General features: G+C 61.9%; 2 protein-coding genes and 1 pseudogene. All 3 read right to left on the reverse strand.

Features of this window, described 5'->3' with window-relative positions:
• Positions 1-10260 (reverse strand): amino acid adenylation domain-containing protein, encoded by a 10260-nt coding sequence (locus tag ACZZ0D_RS14755; protein WP_463553642.1) that lies wholly within the window; start codon positions 10258-10260, stop codon positions 1-3.
• Positions 10256-12331 (reverse strand): annotated as a pseudogene (locus tag ACZZ0D_RS14760) (condensation domain-containing protein); the annotation flags it as partial. The pseudogene ACZZ0D_RS14760 and the gene ACZZ0D_RS14755, both read right to left, overlap by 5 nt.
• Positions 12331-23403 carry a non-ribosomal peptide synthase/polyketide synthase gene (locus ACZZ0D_RS14765; RefSeq protein WP_463553643.1) on the reverse strand — a complete coding sequence of 3691 codons (11073 nt, stop codon included), beginning with the start codon at positions 23401-23403 and terminating at the stop codon, positions 12331-12333. The gene ACZZ0D_RS14765 and the pseudogene ACZZ0D_RS14760, both read right to left, overlap by 1 nt.
• Position 23404: the final 1 nt, after the last annotated feature.

A 23404-nucleotide genomic window follows, 5' to 3' on the forward strand; every position in this document is an offset into this window, starting at 1 on the left:
TTAGGCCGCTTGTGCGACACAGTGCTCGATCAATGCCTCCAGTTCCGCCTGATACTCACGCATCAGCTGTTCGACGGTCTCGGCGCGGTAACGACGGGTGCTGTAAATGCAGCGCAAGGCCAGGCGGCCGTCGTACACCTGACCGACCACTTCCAGCCAGTTGCCCAGCGCAGCATGCGGGCTGTAGCAACTGCCGTAGCTTTCTGCCGCCGGCACCAGCATGGCTTTGTCATCAAAGCTTTGGTCGAATTGCCCCAAATAGTTGAAGGTCACGCGTGCCTGCGGTGCCTGACTCAAGGTCTCGGCCATCGCCCCGCCGCTCATGTGACGCAGCACGCCGTAGCCCAGACCTTTGTTCGGCACCGCCGCCAATTGCCGCTGCACGGCGCGCACCGAGGTACCGATGTCGGCGTTTTCGCCCGGCATCAGGCGCACCGGGAACATGCTGGTGAACCAGCCCAGACTGCGGCTCAAGTCGATGTCCTTGACCAGATCTTCACGGCCGTGGCCCTCAAGCTGAATCAGCACCGAAGACTGCTCACTCCAGCGGCACAACACCCGGCTCAACGCCGCCAGCAGCACATCGTTGATCTGCGTCTGATACACCGCCGGCACTTGCTTGAGCAGTTGCTGGGTGTGTTGTTCCGACAAGCCCAAATGCGCCACCGACTGGTATTGCACCTGATTCTTGCCGCGCGGGTTATCGCACGGCAACTCGCTGCCGGGCTGGTCGATCTGCGCCAGCCACCAAGCCTTTTCCTCCGACGGATAATCCGCTGCGTAGGCTTGCAAGCCTTCGGCCCAGGCGCGATAGCTGCTGGTGCGAATCGGCAGGTTCGGTGAGCCACCGGCGCTGTACGCCTCGTAAGCCACCTGCAAATCCTGCAACAGCAAACGCCATGAGACCGTGTCGATGACCAAGTGGTGAATGACCATCAGCACACGGCTTTCGCCATCAGGCAACGTCACGTGCGCCGTGCGCCACACCGGCCCATTGTGCAGATCGAGGCTGCGTTGCACCTGCTCGGCATACAGTTCCAGTTCGGCTTCATCGGCCACTTCGTGCTGCCACAGCAACGCTTCGTTGGCCCATTGCGCCTGCATCTCCGCCAGCGGTTGGTAATGCTGATAATGACGCGCGCCGACATCGCTGAAGCGCAGACGCAGGGCGTCGTGTTGCTGCATCATTGCGCGCAGGGCCATTTCCAGCGCCGGCAAATTCAGTGCCTGCCGCGCACGCAACATCAACGCCTGGTTGTAGTGATGCGGCTCGCTCATGCGTTGATCGAACAGCCATTGCTGGATCGGAATCAGGTTGAACTGCCCTTCCGCCGCCACCTGCGTCACGTCTTCAACCACGCTCGCCACTGCGCTTGAACGCTGTTCGAAAATCGCTTCGATGGTCTGCCCACGCATCAGGTCGCGCAGTTTCAGATCCATCTTTAGCTCCGCGTGGTTGCGCACCCGCGACACCACTTGCAGGCTGAGGATCGAGTCGCCACCCAGTTCGAAGAAGTTGTCGGTAATGCCCACCCGCTCGACTTGCAACACATCGGCCCAGACCTCGGCCAGCAATTGCTCGTCACGGGTGCGCCCGGCCACATACTCCGCGCCTTTGAACTCGGGTTCCGGCAAGGCCTGGCGATCGAGTTTGCCGTTCGGCGTGACCGGTAGCGCGGCGAGACAGATCACCTGCGCCGGCACCATGTAATCCGGCAGTTGCGCACGCAATTCGGACTTGAGTCGATCACCGATGGACACACCCTGCGGCGTCACCACATAACCGATCAGTTGTTTACCCGAGGCACTGTCGCGGGCGATCACCAAGGCATCGCTGACGTCGGCGAGCTGACGCAGACTGGCTTCGATTTCGCCGAGTTCGATACGGAACCCGCGCACCTTGATCTGATGGTCGATGCGCCCGACGTAATCGAGCACACCGTCGGCACGCTGGCGCACCAGATCGCCACTGCGGTACAGACGATCGCCCGGCGGCCCGAACGGGTCGGGCACGAAACGCTCGGCGCTCAGATCCGGACGCTGGTAGTAGCCACGGGCGATACCCTGGCCGCCGATGTACAGCTCGCCGGCGATGCCCGGCGGCAGCGGGTTGAGATCTTCGTCGAGCACGTACAACGCACGTTCGCCAACAGCACGTCCGATCGGCGCATACGCTGCTTCACAGCGTTCGCTGACCGGCACCTTCCACAGCATCGGCGTGACCACGGTTTCGGTCGGGCCATAACCGTTGGTAAAGAATTGCGGACGCAACGCGGCTTTCACTTGCTCAAAGGTTTGATCCGGCACCGCGTCGCCGCCGAAACAATATACGCGTACCGACGGCGGCGCCAATTGGCTGTGCGCGGCGTATTCGGCCAGTTGTTTAAGGTAGGCCGGCGGGAAACAGGCAATCGTGATCGCGTGCTGATGCAAGGCCTCGAAGGTCTGTTCCGGTGTCCACAAACTGGCGTCGCGAATCACCAGCGTGCCGCCGCTGAACAGCGTGCTCAGCCAGCGCTCGTGGGCACCGTCGAAGGCAAACGACATGAAATGCAGCTCACGGGTGCGCTCGTCCATGTCGTACAGCTCGGCGATGGCCTGGCAATGCATGCTCATCGGCCCGTGCGCCACCGCGACGCCTTTCGGCCGTCCGGTCGAGCCGGAGGTGTAAATCAGATACGCCAGATTGCCCGCGAGCAAGCCGCTGACCGGAGGTGTGTCGCGGTAAGCGCTGTCGTCGAATTCATCGATAGCCAGACGCGCCAGCCCCTCGACCACCGGCAAGCGATCTTGCACCTGCGTGTGGGTGAGCAGCAGCGCCATCGCCGAATCTTCGATCATGAACGCCAGACGCTCCGGCGGATAATCGATGTCCAGCGGCACATACGCCGAAGCGCTTTTCATCACCGCCAGCAACGCCACGACCATTTCCACCGAACGCTCCAGCGCCACCCCGATAACCACTTCCGGCCCGGCACCCAGTTCGATCAGACGATGGGCGAGACGGTTGGCGCGACGCTCCAGCTCAGCGTAACTCAGCGTAGCGTCACCGCAGACCAGTGCCGTGGCCTCAGGCCGCAACTGCGCATGGCGGGCAATCAATTCGGGCAGCAACTGCGCCTGATAACTCGCCTCAGGCGCTGCGCTCCATTGTTCAAACGCTTGCCATTGCTGCGCGGACAAACGCTGCAGGTTGCCCATGCACACGCCCGGCGCGGCGATCATCGCTTCAAGGGTGTCTTCCAGCGTGCGACGGATCTGCTCCACCGCCTCAAGGCTGAATGCGTTACGCAGGAACAGATACTCGATGGACAGTTGCTCGCCGAGATTGACTGCCAGGTCCATCGGGAAATTGGTCACGTCATGATTGCGTGACTCACCGAAGCTCAGACCGCTGTCCTGCTGCTCGCTAAGACGCTCGTCGATCGGGTAGTTCTCGAAGACGATGATGCTGTCGAACAAGCCCTGCCCGCCCAGCCCCGACCAGCGCTGAATGTCCGCCAACGGTGCATGGGAAAACTCGCGAATATCGGTGTTGTAAGCCTGCAGTTGCTGCAGCCACTGATCCAGCGGCTGTTCCGGCCGCAAGGTCTGGATCACCGGCAAGGTGTTGATGAACAGGCCAAGAATATTGTCGGCGTTGGCCAAACCGGCCGGGCGACCGGAAACGGTCGCGCCAAATACCACGGTGTTCTGCCCGGTAAAGCGTTGCAGCAACAGCAACCACGCCCCCTGAATCAACGTGTTCGGGGTGATTTGCAAGGCACGACAAGCCTGCTGCAAACGCGCGGTTTGCGCCGCGTCCCACCGTGAATAAATCGCCTCGTGCCCCGGCAGTTCCTCGACATGCCGCGGGAACATCGCCTGATTCAGCGACGTCGCCTGCTCCAGCGGTTCGAGGCGACTGCGCCAGAAACTTTCCAGCGACCCCTGATCCTGACGTTGCAGCCACTCGATGAATTCACGATAGCGACCATTACGGCCCTGCACCTGGCCGTGGCTGTAGAACTGCATGACTTCGCCGAACAACCGCGAACTGCTCCAGCCATCCATCAGGATGTGATGGCAGGTCCAGATCATCTGGTAGCGATCGTCTTCCAGACGCAGTAGCAAGACGCGCTGCAATGGCGCCTGACTGAGGTCGAAACCGGCCAGATAATCGGCGGTCGCTCGTTCGGTGACGGCGGCTTCATTGATGTCTCGCACGCGCCAGTCTTCCACCGTCAGTTGCAACTCCACCTGACGATGGACGATCTGCACCGGGGTATTCGAGCCTTCCGGGAAGTGGAAACTGGTGCGCAAAATGTCTTCGCGGCCGATCACGTATTGCCACGCCTGTGCAAAGCGTTCGGTGTCCAGACCGTGCACCGGCAGGCTGATCTGGTTGATGTACAAACCGGAACTGTCGTCGGCCAAGGTGTGGAACAACATGCCGTCCTGCATCGGCGACAGTGGGTAAATATCCTCCACCTGCGCCACGGGCACCGGCAGACGATCCAGCTGCGGCTGGGTCAGACGCGCCAGCGGGAAGTCGGACGGTGTCAGGCCCAAGTGCTCCTGGGTGCAGCAGTGTTCGATCAATTGTTCCAGCGCTACCGCGTAGGCATCGGCCAGTTGCTGAATCACCGCTTCGTCGAAGACATCGCGGCTGAACGTCCAGTCCAGCGACAACTGTCCGTTGAACACCCGGCCATCGATGGTCAGCCAGTTGCTCAAGGCGACGTCGTCGCCGTGCCCGGCCCCGCTGCCCTCTTCGCTCGGCACAAACAGTGCCTGCTCATCGAAGCTCTGGTCGAACTGGCCGAGGTAGTTGAAGGTGATCCGCGCCTGCGGCAATTGCGCCAGACGTTGCTGGACAGCGTCCGCACCGAGGTAGCGCAACACGCCATAGCCCAGACCTTTCTCCGGCACCGCGCGCAGTTGTTCCTTGATGCGTTTGATCGCTTCGGCTGGCTGTTTCGCCGGGGTCAGCAACACCGGGAACAGGCTGGTGAACCAGCCCACCGTGCGGCTCAGGTCGACGCCATCGAACAGCTCTTCGCGACCATGCCCCTCAAGCTGCACCAGACACGCCGGCTGCGCAGTCCACTGGCAAATCACTTGCGCCAAGGCGCTGAGCAACAGGTCGTTGACCTGAGTGCGATACGCCGACGGCGCCTGCTTGAGCAGACGATGGGTCTGCTCGGCGTCCAGACGCGTATTGACCGAACGACCATGCACCGACGCCTGACTGCCCTCAGGACGACTGCGCGGCAACTCCGGCAAGGCCTGATCGAGTTGACGGCTCCAGTAGTCGAGTTCCTTGTTCAGCGTTTCGCTGTGCGCGTAAGCCTGCAACTGCTCGGCCCAGGTTTTCAACGCCGTGGATTTTGCCGGCAACGTCACCGGTTGATTGGCACTGAGCTGACGATAAGCATTCTGCAAATCTTCCAGCAGCACGCGCCACGACACACCGTCCATCACCAGGTGATGGATCGCCAGGTGCAGACGTTCGCTGCCGTCCTGCACGGCAATCAATGTGCAGCGCAGCAACGGGCCGTTTTGCAGATCGAGACTGCGTTGGGCCTGATCGGCGATTGCGACAACTTCGTCAGCGCCCTCGGCTAAGCGTTGCCAGATTTCCGACACCTGCTCGGCCAGCGCCTGATGGCTGGCCTGCCAGGCGCCATTGCTCGCCTGCACAAAACGCAGACGCAAGGCATCGTGATGCGCCACTACATTTGCGAGGGCTTGCTGCAAGTGCGCGACGTTCAGCGCCTCGCGCGGCGTTAGCATCACCGACTGGTTCCAGTGCTCGCGGTGCGGAATATCACTGGCGAAAAACCACTGCTGCATCGGCACCAGCGGACTGTCGCCGGTGACCGGGCCTTGGTCGATCACCGCATCCTCAGTCGCCGTGGCCACGCGGGCCAGCGCTTGAATGTTCTGATGCAAAAACAGGTCTTTCGGGGTCAGGCCTATGCCCTGCTGTCGGGCGCGGCTGACCACTTGAATCGAGTTGATCGAGTCGCCACCGAGGGCGAAGAAATTGTCTGCCGTACCGACTTGAGCCACGCCGAGCACCGCTTGCCAGATCTGCGCTAAAGCTGTTTCGATCGCATTGATCGGCGCGACGAAAGCTTGCTGGGCTTCAGCCACGTCAGGTGCCGGCAGTGCCTTGCGGTCGAGCTTGCCATTGGGGCTCAGCGGCATGCTCTGCAGCAGGGTCAAGTGCGCAGGCACCATGTGTTCCGGCAGGGTCTGGCGTAAATGCGCCTGCAGGGTTTCGCGCATCGACGGCCAGTCCGTCGCGTCAAATTCCGTGGCGACGACATAACCACTGAGGACTTTGCCGCTGCGGCTGTCCTGCGCGACGACCACCGCTTCACGCACGGCGTCATGTTCCAGCAGGCGCGCTTCGATTTCGCCCAGCTCGATACGGAAACCACGGATTTTCACCTGATGGTCGATGCGACCGATGTAATCGATCACACCGTTCGGGCGATAGCGCGCCAGATCGCCGGTGCGATACAGGCGCTCGCCGGCCACAAACGGACTGGCGACAAAGCGTTCGGCGGTCAATTCCGGACGACGGTGGTAGCCGCGCGCCAGGCCCAGGCCGCTGAGGTACAGCTCGCCATTGACGCCGCTCGGCACCGGATTGAGTTCGGCGTCGAGAATGTAGGTCATCAGGTTGGCAATCGGTTCGCCGATCGGCACCGCATCGCGACCTTCATCGCGGCAGGTCCAATGGGTCACGTCGATGGCCGCTTCGGTCGGGCCGTAGAGGTTATACAAACCGGCATTCGGCAACTTGGCGAAAACCTGTTGCTGCGCATCGACCGGCAGCGCTTCACCGCTGCAAACGATGCGGGTCAGGCTGGTGCAGCGGCTGACATTGGCATCGAGGACAAACGCTTGCAGCATCGACGGCACGAAATGCAGGGTAGTGATCGCTTCGCGCTCGATCAGGCTGATCAGTTTCGCCGGATCACGATGGTCGCCCGGTGCCGCGACGACCAGACGTACGCCGGTCATCAACGGCCAGAAAAACTCCCACACCGACACGTCAAAACTGAACGGCGTCTTTTGCAGCACACTGTCGCCAGCGCGCAGCTCATAGGCCTGTTGCATCCAGCATAAACGGTTAGTCAGCGCGCCGTGGCTGTTGCCGGCGCCTTTTGGCTTGCCGGTAGAGCCGGAGGTGTAAATCACGTACGCCAGATTGTGCGCGGTCAGCGCCGGCGTCGGATTGCTTGATGCGGCGTCGCCCAGCCACGCGTCATCGGCGTCGAGCAACAGCGTCTGCAGGCGATCGGGAATCGGCAAGGTGTCGAGAAGCGCCTGCTGCGTCAGCAGCCACTGAATCCCGCTGTCATCGATCATGTACGCCAGACGTTCGGTCGGGTACTCCGGATCCAGCGGCACGTAAGCGCCACCAGCCTTGAGAATGGCTAACAAGCCGATCACCATTTCCAGACTGCGATGCAGCGAAATGCCCACCAGCACATCCGCGCCGATGCCCCGTGCGATCAAGGCATGGGCCAAACGGTTGGCCCGCTCGTTCAGCTCACGGTAAGACAGTGATTGCCCTTCGAACACCAGCGCCAGCGCGTGCGGATCACGCTCGACCTGGGCTTCGATCAGATGATGCACCGGCTGCTGGTTCGGGTAGTCGGCAAACGTGTGGTTCCAGTCCTCGACGATCACTCGGCGCTGCGCCGCGTCGAGCATCGGCAGTTCGCCAATGCGTCGGGTCGGCTGCGCGACGATAGCGCGCAGCAGGTTGAGGAAATGTTCGCCGAGACGAGCGATGGTCGAAGGTTCGAACAGATCGCTGGCATACGACAGCGCCGCACTGATGCCTTCATCGAACTCGAAGGTGTCCAGCGTCAGGTCGAACTGCGCGGTGCCAGCGTCCCAGGTCAGTTCTTCGAGGCTCAGGCCTGGCAACGTCGAAACGGCGCGACGCGCATCGCTGGCATGGTTGAACATCACCTGGAACAACGGTGTATGACTCAGGTTACGAGCGGGTGCGAGCAATTCCACCAACTGCTCGAATGGCAGATCCTGATGCGCCTGCGCGCCCAATGCGCGCTGTTTGACCTGATCAAGCAACTGGTCGAAACCCAGGTTGCCGTCGATCTCAGCCTTGAGCACTTGAGTGTTGACGAAGAAGCCCAGCAGGCGCTCGGTCTCGACCCGGTTACGGTTAGCGATCGGTACGCCGACGCGAATATCGTTTTGCCCGGTGTAGCGATGCAACAGGGTCTGGAAGCTCGCCAACAACAGCATGAACAGCGTGGTGTTGCGCTCTTTTGCCAGACGCTTGAGGCCTTCAGCCAGCGCCGGTTCCAGGCTGATCGGCAGACGCGCACCGCGATAGCTTTGCTGTGCCGGACGCGGATGATCGGTGGCCAATTCAAGAATCGGCTGTTCGCCGCCCAACTGCGCCGTCCAGTAATCCAATTGCCGTTGCTGCTCCCCCGCCTCCAGCCATTGCCGCTGCCAGTGGCCATAGTCGGCGTACTGGATCGGCAACGGCGTCAGCGCAGCCGGTTGACCCTGACTGAAACCGGCGTACAACTGCATCAGATCATCGACCATGATTTGCATCGACCAGGCATCAGAAACAATGTGGTGTTGGGTCAGGATCAGCACATGGTCGTCAGCTGCCAATTGCAGAAGTTTGACCCGCAGCAGCGGCCCACGCCGCAAATCGAACAGTTGTCGGGTTTCGGCTTCGATCAACCCGCGCAGGCCTTGCGCGTCGAGCGCGGCATCGACCGATGCAAGCGCAATGGTCACGGCAGCAGCATCTTCGATCACTTGCACCGGACGTTCGTTGTCCAGCACGAAGCGGGTGCGCAAACTTTCGTGACGCTCGACCAGCGCATCGAAACTCTGTTGCAACGCCGCTGGATCCAGTGCGCCGCGCAAGCGCAGCGCCGCCGGGATGTGATAAGCGCTGCTGGTCGGATCCAGTTGCCAGAGGAACCACTGCCGCTGTTGCGCGAAAGACAAGGCCAGCGGCTGTTCTCGCGGAACGCGGCTGATCACCGATTCCTGCTCGGTCGACGCCGAGTCCATCGCTTGGACAAACCCTTGCAGGCTGTTGTGGGCGAACAGCAGGCGCAGCGGCACTTGAATCTCGAGTTGCTGGCGGATGCGCGACACCACTTGCGTGGCCAGCAACGAATGACCGCCCAATTCGAAGAAGTTGTCGCTCAGGCCAACGCGCTCGACCTTGAGAATCTCGGCCCAGATCGCCGCTACCGCTTGTTGCACCGGCGTCTCTGGCGCCACATAGGTTTTGCGCCATTGACTGGCATCGGGTTTGGGCAACTGTTTGCGATCCAGCTTGCCGTTCGGCGTCCGCGGGAACCGCGCCAGCAGCACCATGTGCGCCGGCACCATGTAATCCGGCAGATTGATCTTGAGGCGTGCATTGAGGCTGTCGCGCAAACGGCTTTGTGCGTCGGCATCCAATGTGTCGAGGTCGGCGGCCGGCACAATGTAAGCCACCAGCGCCTGACCACCCGGCGCATCCTGGGCCAGCACGGCGGCTTCGCGCACGGCGTCCTGTTCGAGCAGACGCGCTTCGATCTCGCCCAATTCAATGCGGAAGCCACGAATTTTCACTTGATGATCGATGCGGCCGAGGTATTCGATGATGCCGTCGGCACGCTGCCGTGCGAGGTCGCCGGTGCGGTACAGACGCTCGCCCATCGCGGCATAAGGGTGCGGCACAAACCGTTCGGCCGTCAGCGCCGGACGCTGGAAGTAACCGCGCGCCAGGCCTTCACCGCCGATCAGCAACTCGCCGGCCACGCCATAAGGCACCGGCAGCAAATCGGCACCGACGATGTACAGCGTGGTGTTGTCGATCGGCCCGCCCAGCCACGGTTGTGCATCTTGCGAGCGCAGCGGATGCAACGCCGACCAGATCGTGGTTTCGGTCGGCCCGTAGAGGTTCCACACTTCACCGCCGAGGGCGAGCATGCGCACCGCCAGTTCCTGAGGCAGTGCTTCGCCACCGCACAGGCACTTGCAACCGCGCAGTTGCGCGGCGTTTTCGTTATCGAGCAGCATGCGCCAGGTCGACGGTGTTGCTTGCACCACGTTGACCTGCTCGGCAGCAATCAGCGCCAGCACCGCGTACGGATCCTGCGCGACCTCCTGCCCGGTCAGGACAATGCAGGCGCCAACCATCAGCGGCACATAGATTTCCAGGCCAAAAATATCGAAGGAGAACGTGGTCAACGACAGCGCGCGGGTCATGCGCCACCATGCCCGGCGCCTTGGCCATGCTGGCGACGAAATTGGTCAACGCAGCGTGGCGAACCATCACGCCTTTCGGCTGGCCGGTCGAGCCGGAGGTATAGATCGCGTAGGCCAGATGTTCGCCGTGCAGACGTGTCGGCAGATCCTCGCCGGCAAAGCCGTCGAGCCAATCGCCCTGTTGATCCAGCACCAGCGTGGTGAGCGAGTCCGGCACGGGCAACTGGCGGAGCAGCGAGCTCTGCGTCAACAGCAAATCGATGCCGCTGTCGTCGATCATGTACGCCAGACGATCCTGCGGGAACGCCGGATCCAGCGGCAGGTAGGCGCCGCCCGCCTTGAGGATCGCCAGCAGGCCCACCAGCATGTGCGTGCTGCGCTCGACCGAAATGCCGACCAGCACATCCGGCGCCACACCGAGGGTTTGCAGCTTGCGCGCCAACTGATTGGCCCGGGCATTGAGCTGCGCGTAGCTCAAGCGCTGGCCATCAATCACCAACGCCGGAGCATCGGGGGTGCGCGCCGCTTGCGCTTCAAACAGCTGATGAACGAAGCCTTTTTCAGGTGCCGGCGCGACGCTGCGGTTACCGTCGTTGAGCTGTGCTTGATACTCGGCGGCGCTCAGCAGCGGCAGTTCGCCGATGGACTGGCCAGGGTTGGTGACAATCCCGCGCAACAGGTTCTGCCAATGCCCGGCCATGCGCGCAACGGTGTCGGCGCCAAACAGGTCGGTGGCGTAGATCAGCGCCGCCGACAGGCCGTCGCTGTGCTCGACAGTTTCCAGGGTCAGATCAAACTGCGCGCTGTGGCTATCCCAACGCAAACCCTCGACTTTCAAACCGCCCACCGGCGCTGCAGTCGACAGGCCTTGGGTCTGGTGATTGAACATCACCTGGAACAGCGGACTGTGACTGAGGTTGCGCTCGGGTTGCAGCGCTTCGACCAATTGCTCGAACGGCAGATCCTGATGCGCCTGCGCGCCCAGCGCAGTCTGCTTGACCTGTTGCAGCAATGCGCTGAACGCGTCCTGACTGTCGACCTCGCTCTTGAGTACTTGAGTGTTGACGAAAAAGCCGATCAGGCGCTCGGTTTCCACCCGATTACGGTTGGCCGTCGGCACACCGACGCGGATGTCGTTCTGACCGCTGTAGCGATGCAGCAAAGCCTGGAACGAGGCCAGCAGGATCATGAACAGACTGACCCCTTCGCGCTGCGCCATCTGTTTGAGGCCGCTGACCAACGCCGCGTCGATGTCCAATTCCAGACGGGCACCGCGATAACTCATGACCGCCGGGCGGGCAAAATCGCTCGGCAATTCGAGCACCGGTTGCTGACCGCCGAGGCGCGCGATCCAGTATTCGAGTTGACGCTCACGCTCGCCCGCCTCCATCCAGTGGCGCTGCCAGATCGCATAGTCGGCGTACTGGATCGGCAACTCGGGCAACACCGGCGCCTGCCCTTGAATGAACGCGGCGTAGCCTTTGACCAGTTCCTCGACCATCACCTGCATCGACCAGCCATCGGAGACGATGTGGTGCAAGGTCACGATCAGCACATGATCGTCGGGTGCCAGTTGCAGCAGACGTGTGCGCAGCAATGGCCCTTGTTGCAGGTCGAACAGTTGGCGGGTTTCTTCTTCGATCAAGTGGCGCAGTTGCGTGTCGTCCGGCCTCTGCGCCAGCACTTGCGCTTGCAGCTGCACTGGCGAAACCGCGTGGACTTGCTGCACAGCGTGCTCGCCGTTGAGCACGAAGGTGGTGCGCAGACTGTCGTGGCGCGCCACCAGCGCATTGAAACTCTTCTCCAGTGCAGCGACGTCCAGCGGCCCGCGCAAACGCAGGGCCGTGGGCATGTGGTACGCCGCGCTTTCGGGATCCAGCTGCCACAGGAACCATTGGCGTTCCTGGGCGAAAGACAACGACAAGGTGTCGAACTCGGCACTGACAGGCGGAATCGGCAGGTTCGCCGGGGAAACGTCCTCTTCGAGCATTTTCTGCAAGTACAGGCGACGTTTTTCCAGCGGCAGCGTTATGAAGCGCCTGGCAATACGTTGTGCGACAGCGGTGTCCATCAAACCTCCTCAAATTCATCAAGCAGCGCTTCAAGCTTGCTCAATTTCGACGTGCTCATTTGCTCGCCGGACTGCTCGAGTTGCGCGACAAACGCACCCAGCACCGGGAATTGGAATATCAGTTGGGGCGTCAGCTTCAGGCCCAGTTCGAGTTGCAGGCGCGAGACCACATTGACCACCAGCAGTGAGTGCCCGCCGAGTTCAAAGAAGTCGTCAGCCAGCCCGACCTGGTCGATTTTCAGCACGTCCTGCCAGATCGCCGCGACCTTGCATTCCAGCTCGCTCTGCGGCGCCAGATAAACCGACTGATGCGCGCGGGTGTCCGGTGCCGGCAAGGCCTTGCGATCGAGTTTGCCGTTAGGCGTCAGCGGCAATTGGTCAAGGAAGATCAGGTGGGTCGGCACCATGAAATCCGGTACCTGCCGGGCCAATTGCGCTTTGAGTAGTTCGGCCAGAGGCGCCGCGTCGAGGCTGTTGTCGTGGCTGACCAGATACGCGACCAGGTTCGGCCCGCTCAGTTCTTCCCGCGCCAGCACCACCGCATCACGCACTTCAGGCAACGCTTGCAAGCGCGCTTCGATTTCACCGAGTTCGATGCGCAGACCGCGAATCTTCACTTGATGGTCGATACGACCGATGTATTCGATCACGCCGTCTTCGGCATAGCGCGCCAGGTCGCCGGTGCGGTACAGACGACCGCCAAAACCGGCGAACGGATCAGGAATAAAGCGTTCGGCAGTCAGTGCGCCGCGCTGGTGATAACCACGGGCCAGAGAATCACCGGCGATGTACAACTCACCCGTCGCACCGATGGCGCAAGGTTGCAGCGCCGCGTCCAGCACGTAGGTGCGTACGTTGTTGATCGGGCGCCCGATCGGCATGATTCGCGCGTCGTCTGCGACCGTGCGCGGCACCGTGTGGCTGCTGGTGTCGATGGTCGCTTCGGTCGGGCCGTAGAGATTGCGCAACTCACCGTCGAACAGCGCCAGCACTTGACGCGAAAGGTGAGCACTCAGGGCCTCGCCACCGCACAGCAACAGGCGCAACGAAGCCAGTTGCTCACGCGTCGCCAGCGGCAGCAACGCTTGCAACAGCGACGGCGCCATTTGCAGCACGCTGATGCGCAGGCGTGCGACGTCGGCCCACAGCGTGGTCAGGTCGAGATTGAATTGCGCCGAGGCCAGCACCAGTTGCGCGCCGTTCATCAGCGGCAGCCAGAATTCCCAGACCGACGCATCGAAGCTGATCGCGGTTTTTTGCAGGACGCGATCCGCAGGCGTCAGTTGCAGGCATTCCTGCATCCACTGCATGTGGTTGCTCAGGCCGCCATGGCGCAGGGTCACGCCCTTCGGCTTGCCGGTGGAGCCGGAGGTGTAGATCACGTAGGCGAGGTTGTGCTCATCGATCAGCACCTGCGGATCGCGCTCGCTGTAAGCATCCAGCCAATGCGCCGGCTGATCGAGCAACAGCGTGGTCACTGCGACATCGGCAAAACGTGGTTGCAGACTGGTTTCAGTCAGCAGCAGGACAATGCCGCTGTCCTCGATCATGTAGGTCAGACGATCCTGCGGATACGCCGGATCCAGCGGCACATAGGCGCCGCCAGCCTTGAGAATCGCCAGCAAGCCGACCACCATTTGCACACCACGCGACATCGCCAGACCGACCAATACGTCGGGGCCGACGCCGCGCTCGATCAAGGCATGGGCCAAACGGTTGGCCTGGGCATTGAGTTGCGCATACGTCAGCGTGGTCTGCTCGGTCACCAGCGCCACCGCATCCGGCGTCAGCCGTGCCTGCGCTTCGATGCATTGCTGCACCTGATGGTGCTCGGCCGTAGCGACAGTCGTGGCGTTCCAGTCGCGCAACAACAGCGTGCGCGTGACATCGCCCAGCAAGTCGATCTCGCCAAGGCTGCGGCCGGCTGGCGTGCTCACCATCTGCGCGAGCACGTGTGCCACCTGCTCAGCCAGGCGCTCGACGGTGTGTGTAGGGAAAGCAGCGTGGGCATAAGTAAAGTGCAGACTCAGGGTGTCATTGTGATTAACGGCCAGGGTCAACGGGAAATTAGTCTGTTCCTGATTGTCCACGGTGCCGAAGCTCAACCCAGACGGTGCCTGCGCTTGCAACGCGTCCGACAGCGGGTAGTTTTCGAACACCAGCAAGGTGTCGAACAAGCCCTCGCCGCCCTGCCCGGCCCAGCGCTGGATCTCGAACAGCGGCGTGTGCTCGTGCTCGCGCAGGGCGACGTTTTGCGCCTGCACCTGTTGCAACAAGGCCGACACCGATTGCTCCGGCCGAGGGCTGGCGATGACCGGCAAGGTGTTGATGAACAGGCCGATCTGCTGCTCGATGCCTCTGAGCTCGGTCGGCCGTCCGGACACGGTCGCACCGAAAGCCACGGTGGCATGCCCGGTGTAGTGCTGCAGCAGCATCAGCCAGGCGGCCTGAATGACGGTGTTGAGGGTGACTTTTTGCGTACGCGCGAAATCGCTCAGGGCTTGGGTCTGCACCTTGTCCAACCAGCGGTAGTGACTGGCGTGGCTGCTGGCGAACGCCGCTTCGTCAACGCCGAAACGGGTTTCGGCGAGACGGGTCGGCGCCTCGAACGAGCGCAGTTGCTCCAGCCAGAACGCTTCACTGACCTTGGCATCGCGCCCTTGCAGCCAACTGATGTAGTCGCGGTAGCGCCCGGCCTGACGCGGCAAGGTCTGGCCGTCATAACGCTGCAGCACTTCGCCGAGCAACTGCGAATTGCTCCAGCCATCCATCAGGATGTGGTGATGGGTGTAGATCAGGTGATAACGCTGCGCGCCGGTCTGCACCAGCACTAGACGCAACAACGGTGCGCAGGCCAGATCAAAGCCCTGCGCCAGCTCTGCCGAAGCCAGTTCAGCGAGTGCTGACGTGACATCGGCGCGAGCGCTCCAGTCCAGCGACGTGAAGGGCACGCGCACCTGTTTGTGCACCACTTGCAGCGGGCGCTCGCTGCCCTGCCAGATAAAACTGCTGCGCAGAATATCGTGGGCATCGACGGCGGCCTGCCAGGCATTTTCGAAACGTTGTGGATCGAGGCCTTCGATGTCCAGGCACATCTGGTTGATGTAATGCCCGCTACCGTTTTCATAGAGGCTGTGGAACAACATGCCCTGCTGCATCGGCGCCAACGGATAGATGTCATCCACCGCACGCGCCGGCAGTGCCAGACCATCAAGCTGCGCCTGAGTGAAGTCGGCCAACGGGAAGTCCGACGGCGTCATGCCCTGATTGCTCGGCTCGCAGCAATGCGCGATCAGCAGCGCCAGTTCAGCGGCGTAGTCATCGGCCAGTTGCTGGATCAGCGCCGGATCGAACTGCTGACGACTGAACGTCCAGCCCAGATTCAACGCACCGTCGAACACCTGACCATTGAGGGTCAGCCAGTTGCCGAGTGAGGTCAGCGGGCTCTGCTCGTCGCCGGCGCCTTCGCTGGCGGGGCTGAACAACGCGCCCTGCGCTTCATCGAAACTGCCGTCAAACTGGCCCAGGTAGTTAAAGGTGATGCGCGGTTGCGGCAGCGCCTGCAACGCTGCACGAGTGGCGTCGTCACCGAGAAAACGCAGCGCACCGAAACCGACGCCTTTATCGGGAATCGCGCGCAAGCCCTGCTTGATCGACTTGATCGAATCGGCGAGGTCAGCCGCCGGGGTCAATTTCACCGGGAACATACTGGTGAACCAACCGACGGTGCGGGTCAGGTCGATGTTGGTGAACAATTCTTCGCGGCCATGGCCTTCCAGCTCGATCAAGGTGCTGGCGTGCCCGCTCCAGCGGCAAATCACCCGCGCCAGCGCGGTCAGCAACAGGTCGTTGACCTGCGTGCGATACGCCGCCGGGGCTTCTTGCAGCAGTTGTCGGGTCAGTTGCTTGTCCAGTCGCGTATCGACGGTGACAGCCTGACTATTGAGCGCGCTGGCCTCTGGATCGAGGCACGGCAAGTCGCCCTGCACGTCGCTCAACTGCGCCTGCCAGTAGGCCAATTGTTCTTGCAGTTCGGCGCTGCGGGCGTGGCCCTGCAACTGTTCGGCGAAGGCTTTGACCGAGCTGGTCTTGGCCGGCAGTTGCACAGCCTGCACGGCGTGCAGTTGGTTGTAAGCGGTTTGCAGATCGTCGAACAGAATCCGCCACGACACACCGTCCACCGCCAGGTGATGGATCACCAACAACAGCCGTTGAGTACCATCGGCGAGGTTCGCCAACACCCCGCGCAACAGCGGCCCGGCTTGCAGATCCAGACTGCGCTGGGCCTGATTGGCCAGGGTTTCCAGCGCCGCTGCATCGGCGACTTCGCGCACCCACAGCAGGTTTTCCGACGCCGCTTGACGGTACTCGGCGCGCCAGCCTTCAGCGCTTTCGCTGAACGACAGACGCAAGGCATCGTGATGCTGCACCAGGGCCTGCAAGGCTTGTTCGACAAGCTCGGCTCGCAACGCGCTGGCCGGTTTCAGCAGTACCGACTGGTTGTAGTGGTGACGCTCGGGAATCGCCTCGGCGAAGAACGCTTGCTGGATCGGCAACAGCAACGCAGCGCCCTGAACCGGGGCCTGATCGATTGCTTGCTGGTCAGTGCCGGTCTGCGCCACTGAAGCCAGCGCCTGTACGGTCTGATGCTGGAACAGATCTTTCGGCGAGAAACGAATGCCCGCCGCGCGTGCACGACTGACCACCTGAATGGAGATGATCGAGTCGCCTCCGAGTTCGAAGAAGTTATCGCTGAGGCCGACACGCTCAAGTTTCAGCACGTCCTGCCAGATCGCCGCGATCTGTTGCTCCAGCTCGCTTTGCGGCGCGACGTAATCCAGCTGAACTTGACTGGCGTCCGCTGGCGGCAGCGCTTTGCGGTCGAGCTTGCCGTTGGCGGTGAGCGGCCATTGTTCGAGGAACAGAAGGTGCGTCGGCACCATATAATCCGGCAGATCGGCCTTGAGTTGTGCCTTCAGTTGCTCGCGCAAATCGGCTTCGTTATCGACGTTGTGCGCGGCAATCACGTAGCCGACCAGTTGCTGACCGCTCGGCCCGTCCTGCGCCAACACCACCGCTTCGCGCACGGCATCGAGGGCATTCAGGCGTGCTTCGATTTCGCCGAGCTCGATACGGAAACCACGGATTTTCACCTGATGGTCGATACGCCCGACGTACTCGATCACGCCGTCGCTGCGGTATTGCGCGAGGTCGCCGGTGCGGTACAGGCGCGCCCCGCTCTCGCCGAATGGATCGGGGATAAAGCGCAGTGCAGTGAGGTCGCCACGGTTCAGATAACCACGCGCCAGACCGGCACGGCCGACGTACAGCTCACCGATGCAGCCCTTGGCCACCGGGTTCAGTTCGCCGTCGAGCACGTACCACGACAGGTCGGCGATTGGCTCGCCGATCGGGCTGTTGGCGTCCTGCTCAAGATCCGCCACCGACAATGGACGATACGTCACGTGCACGGTGGTTTCGGTGATGCCGTACATGTTGATCAGTTGCGGGGCAGCATCGCCGAAGCGCTCGAACCACGGACGCAGGGATTTCACGTCCAGCGCTTCGCCGCCAAACACCACGTAACGCAAGGCATTCGCCCGAGCATCAGCGCAAGCCACGTGCATCAATTGCTTGAACGCCGACGGCGTCTGGTTGAGCACGGTGACCCCGGCGTCGCACAGCAGCGCATGGAAGTCCTGCGGCGAACGGCTGACATCGTACGGCACCACAAGTAGTTCGCCGCCGTGCAGCAACGCGCCAAAAATCTCCCACACCGAGAAGTCGAAGGCGTAGGAATGGAACAGGCTCCAGACGTCTGTCGGGGCGAAACCGAACCACGGCTCGGTGGCTTCGAACAAACGCAAAATATTCTGGTGCGGCAGCAACGTGCCTTTGGGTTTACCGGTCGAACCGGAGGTGTAAATCACATAGGCGAGGTTCGACGACGCCATCATCACTTGCGGATCGGTGTCGGCGAATGCGCTGACGTCGCTGTCCAGCAGCAAGGTCTGCACGCCGTCCGGCACCGGCAATTGACCGGCCAGCGCAGCCTGGCTCAGCAGCAACTGAATACCGCTGTCCTCGATCATGTAGGCCAGACGATCCTGCGGATAGGTCGGGTCGAGCGGCACGTACGCGCCGCCAGCCTTGAGGATCGCCAGCAGGCCGACGATCATTTCCAGACCACGCTCGGCGGCCAGACCGACCAGCACGTCCGGGCCGACGCCGAGGGCGATCAACTGATGAGCACGGCGGTTGGCCTGACGATTGAGTTCGCCGTAGCTCAGGGTCTGCTCGTTGAAACGCACGGCGACCGCGTCAGGCCGCAGACGTGCCTGCTCGGCAATCAGTTGGTGCGCGCAGGCTTCGCTCGGGAAGCTGCGTGGATTCGGGTTCCACTCGGCGATGTTCTGTTGCTGTTCGCTGGCGTCCAGCAACGGCAGTTCGCCGATACGTTGCTGCGGGTCGGCGACGATGCCGTGCAGCAGGTTCAGCCAATGCCCGGCCATGCGCTGCACCGTGGCGGCGTCGAACAGGTCGGTGGCGTAGGTCAGTGCGGCGCTGAGTTGGCCATCTGCCTCAAGAGTGTCGAGGGTCAGGTCGAACTGCGCGGTCTGGCTGTCCCAATCCTGCGCGTCGATGACCAGCCCCGGCAACGCCGGCAGGGCCTGACGCCCGGCACTCTGATGGTTGTACAACACCTGAAACAGTGGGCTGTGACTCAGATTGCGTTCCGGGCGCAGCGCCTCGACCAATTGTTCGAACGGCAGATCCTGATGCGCCTCGGCACCGATGGCGGCGTGTTTGACCTGCGCCAGCAGAGCACTGAAACGCTGCTGCGGATCGACCTCGGCCTTGAGTACTTGAGTGTTGACGAAGAAGCCAATCAGGCCTTCAGTCTCGACCCGGTTGCGGTTGGCAATCGGCACGCCGACGCGAATGTCCGACTGATTGCTGTAGCGATGCAAAAGGCTCTGGAACGAGGCTAGCAATAGCATGAACAGCGTGCTGCCCTCGCGCTGGGCCAGTTGCCGCAGTTGCTGGCTGAGCAGCGGCGGCAGGTCGATGGCCAGACGTGCGCCGGCAAAACTCTGCCGCGCCGGACGCGGACGATCAGTCGGCAGTTCCAGCAAAGGCTGCTCACCGCCGAGTACGCCAGTCCAGTAATCGAGCTGGCGCTCACGCTCGCCGGCCGCCATCAATTGGCGCTGCCAGACCGCATAATCGGCGTACTGAATCGGCAGCTCGGCCAACTCGACCGAGTGCCCCTGGCTATACGCGGCGTAGCGCTGAATCAATTCCTGCACCAGCAGTTGCATCGACCAGCCATCGGAGACGATGTGATGCTGGGTCAACACCAGCACATGTTCTTCGCGCGCCACTTGCAACAAACCAACGCGCAGCAGCGGGCCGTTTTGCAGGTCGAATGGCTGGCTGATCTGGCGCTGCACATAGGCCTGAGTCTGCTCGGCAGCATTGCCCGAGGTGCAGTCAAGAATCTCCGGCAGCAGGATCGGCGCCTGTTCGGCATGAATCACCTGGAACGCTTGTTCATCGACCTGCACGAAGGTCGTGCGCAGGCTTTCGTGGCGCTGGATCAGCTCGGCAAAACTGCGTTGCAGCGCGTTCAGATCCAGCGCGCCGTGAATACGCAGCGCTGCCGGAATGTGGTACGCCGCGCTCGCTGGCTCCATTTGCCAGAGGAACCACTGACGCTGCTGGGCAAACGACAACGGTAGTTGTACTTGATCACGCGGCGCCCGAGGGATGCTCGCAGGCTTGGCCACTTGAGTTTGTTCCAGCGCTGCAACGCAGGCTTTGAGGCTGGCGTTTTCGAACAACTGGCGCAGTTGCAGGTTGAGGCCGAGGGTCTGGCGAATGCGCGAAACCATTTGCGTGGCCAACAGCGAGTGGCCGCCGAGTTCGAAGAAGTTGTCGGTCAGGCCGACACGCTCAAGTTTCAGTACGTCCTGCCAGATCGCCGCGATCTGTTGTTCCAGCGCACTTTGCGGCGCGACGTAATCCAGCTGAACTTGACTGACGTCCGCTTGCGGCAGCGCTTTGCGGTCGAGTTTGCCGTTGGCGGTCAGCGGCCATTGTTCGAGGAACAGAAGGTGCGTCGGCACCATGTAATCCGGCAGATCGGTCTTGAGTTGAGCTTTCAGTTGTTCGCGTAAATCGGCTTCGTTGTCGACGCTGTGCGCGGCAATCACGTAGCCTACCAGTTGCTGTCCGCTCGGCCCGTCCTGCGCCAGCACGACCGCTTCGCGCACGGCATCGAGGGCATTCAGGCGTGCTTCGATTTCGCCGAGCTCGATACGGAAACCACGGATTTTCACCTGATGGTCGATACGTCCGACGTACTCGATCACGCCATCGCTGCGGTATTGCGCGAGGTCGCCGGTGCGGTACAGACGCGCCCCGCTCTCGCCGAATGGATCGGGGATAAAGCGCAGTGCAGTGAGGTCACCACGGTTCAGATAACCACGTGCCAGACCGGCGCGGCCGACGTACAGCTCGCCGATGCAACCCTTGGCGACCGGATTGAGTTCGCCGTCGAGCACGTACCACGACAGGTCGGCGATTGGCTCGCCGATCGGGCTGTTGGCGTCCTGCTCAAGATCCGCCACCGACAATGGACGATACGTCACGTGCACGGTGGTTTCGGTGATGCCGTACATGTTGATCAGTTGCGGGGCAGCATCGCCGAAGCGCTCGAACCACGGACGCAGGGATTTCACGTCCAGCGCTTCGCCGCCAAACACCACGTAACGCAAGGCATTCGCCCGAGCATCAGCGCAAGCCACGTGCATCAATTGCTTGAACGCCGACGGCGTCTGGTTGAGCACGGTGACGCCAGCGTCGCAGAGCAATTCATGGAAGTCCTGCGGCGAACGGCTGACATCGTACGGCACCACAAGTAGTTCGCCGCCGTGCAGCAACGCACCGAAAATCTCCCACACCGAGAAGTCGAACGCGTAGGAATGGAACAGGCTCCAGACGTCTGTCGGGGCGAAACCGAACCACGGCTCGGTGGCTTCGAACAGACGCAAAATATTCTGGTGCGGCAGCAACGTGCCTTTGGGTTTGCCGGTGGAACCGGAGGTGTAAATCACGTAAGCGAGGTTCGACGACGCCATCGTCACCTGTGGATCGGTGTCGGCAAATGCGCTGACATCGCTGTCCAGCAGCAAGATCTGCACGCCGTCCGCCACTGGCAATTGACCGGCCAGCGCAGCCTGGCTCAGCAGCAGTTGAATGCCGCTGTCCTCGATCATGTAGGCCAGACGATCCTGCGGATAGGTCGGGTCGAGCGGCACGTACGCGCCGCCAGCCTTGAGGATCGCCAGCAGGCCGACGATCATTTCCAGACCACGCTCGGCGGCCAGACCGACCAGCACGTCCGGGCCGACGCCGAGGGCGATCAACTGATGAGCACGGCGGTTGGCCTGACGATTGAGTTCGCCGTAGCTCAGGGTCTGCTCGTTGAAACGCACGGCGATGGCATCGGGACGCAGGCGCGCCTGTTCTGCAATCAAGTGATGCGCGCAGGCTTCAGTCGGGAAGCTCCGTGGATTCGGATTCCATTGGGCGATGTTCTGTTGCTGTTCGCTGATGTCCAGCAACGGCAATTCGCCGATGCGTTGCTGCGGATCGGCGACGATGCCGTGCAGCAGGTTCAGCCAATGCCCGGCCATGCGCTGCACGGTGGCAGCATCGAACAGGTCGGTGGCGTAACTGAGGGTGGCTGCCAGTGCGCCGTCAGCCTCATGCGTATCGAGGGTCAAATCAAACTGGGCGGTGTGCGAACTCCAGTCGAGGCTTTCGACTTGCAGCCCCGGCAGTTGCAACGCCTGCGCCGCCACGCCGCCCTGATGGTTGAACATCACCTGGAACAGCGGGTTGTGGCTCGATTGTCGATCTGGTGCGAGGGCATGCACCAGTTGCTCGAACGGCAGATCCTGATGCGCTTGCGCGCCCAACGACGCCTGTTTGACCTGCGCCAGCAATGCCTTGAAGGGCATGTTGCCCTGCACCTGAGCGTCCAGCACCTGGGTGTTGACGAAGAAGCCGATCAGCCCTTCGGTTTCGACCCGATTACGGTTGGCCACCGGCACGCCGACGCGGATATCCGCCTGACCGCTGTAGCGATGCAGCAAGGCCTGGAACGACGCCAGCAAGACCATGAACAACGTCATACCCTCGCGCTGGGCCAACTGTTTCAGACGTTCGCTCAGCTCGCTGCCAATGCTCAGATCCAGACGCGCGCCGCGATGACTTTGCACCGCCGGACGCGGACGATCCGTGGGCAATGGCAGAACTTCGCCGCCATCGCCCAGACGCTCGGTCCAGTACGCCAGTTGCCGCTCCAGCTCACCGGCCTCCATCCACTTGCGCTGCCAGATCGCGTAATCGGCGTATTGGATCGGCAAAGCCGCGAGGTTGACTGGCTGGCCACTGCTGTGCGCGGCGTAGAGTTTGACCAGATCATCGACCATGATCTGCGCCGAAGCACCGTCGCAAATAATGTGATGTTGGGTCAGCACCAGCACATGATCATCCGGCGCGATTTGCAGCAGCTTGACCCGCAGCAACGGGCCTTGTTGCAGGTCGAACAGCGTGGCGATTTCAGCGTCGATCAACGCCTTGAGGCCTGCATCGTCGGGCGGCGTGTCCAGCACCTGCGGAGTCAGCGGCAGACTAAGTCGCGGCTGGACTACCTGAATCGGGCCGTCCGCGCCATCGACAAACACCGTGCGCAGCACTTCATGGCGTTCGAGCAAGGCATCGAAACTGCGCTGCAATGCCGACAGATCAAGAGCACCGCGCAAACGCAACGCCGTCGGCACGTGGTAAGCGGCGCTGTGCGGGTCGAGTTGCCAGAGGAACCACTGACGCTCCTGCGCGAACGACAAGCCAATCGTTTCAAACTCATCGCGCACCGGGGGAATCCCCAACGCCGAAAAGCTCATGTTCTTGCTCTGCATTTTTTGCAGAAACGCTTGCCGTTGGGCGAGCGGCAAACGGATGAATCGCTGAACCAGAGACAGGTTATCGAGCTGAGTCATT

Source organism: Pseudomonas sp. AC193 (genome assembly GCF_979258075.1).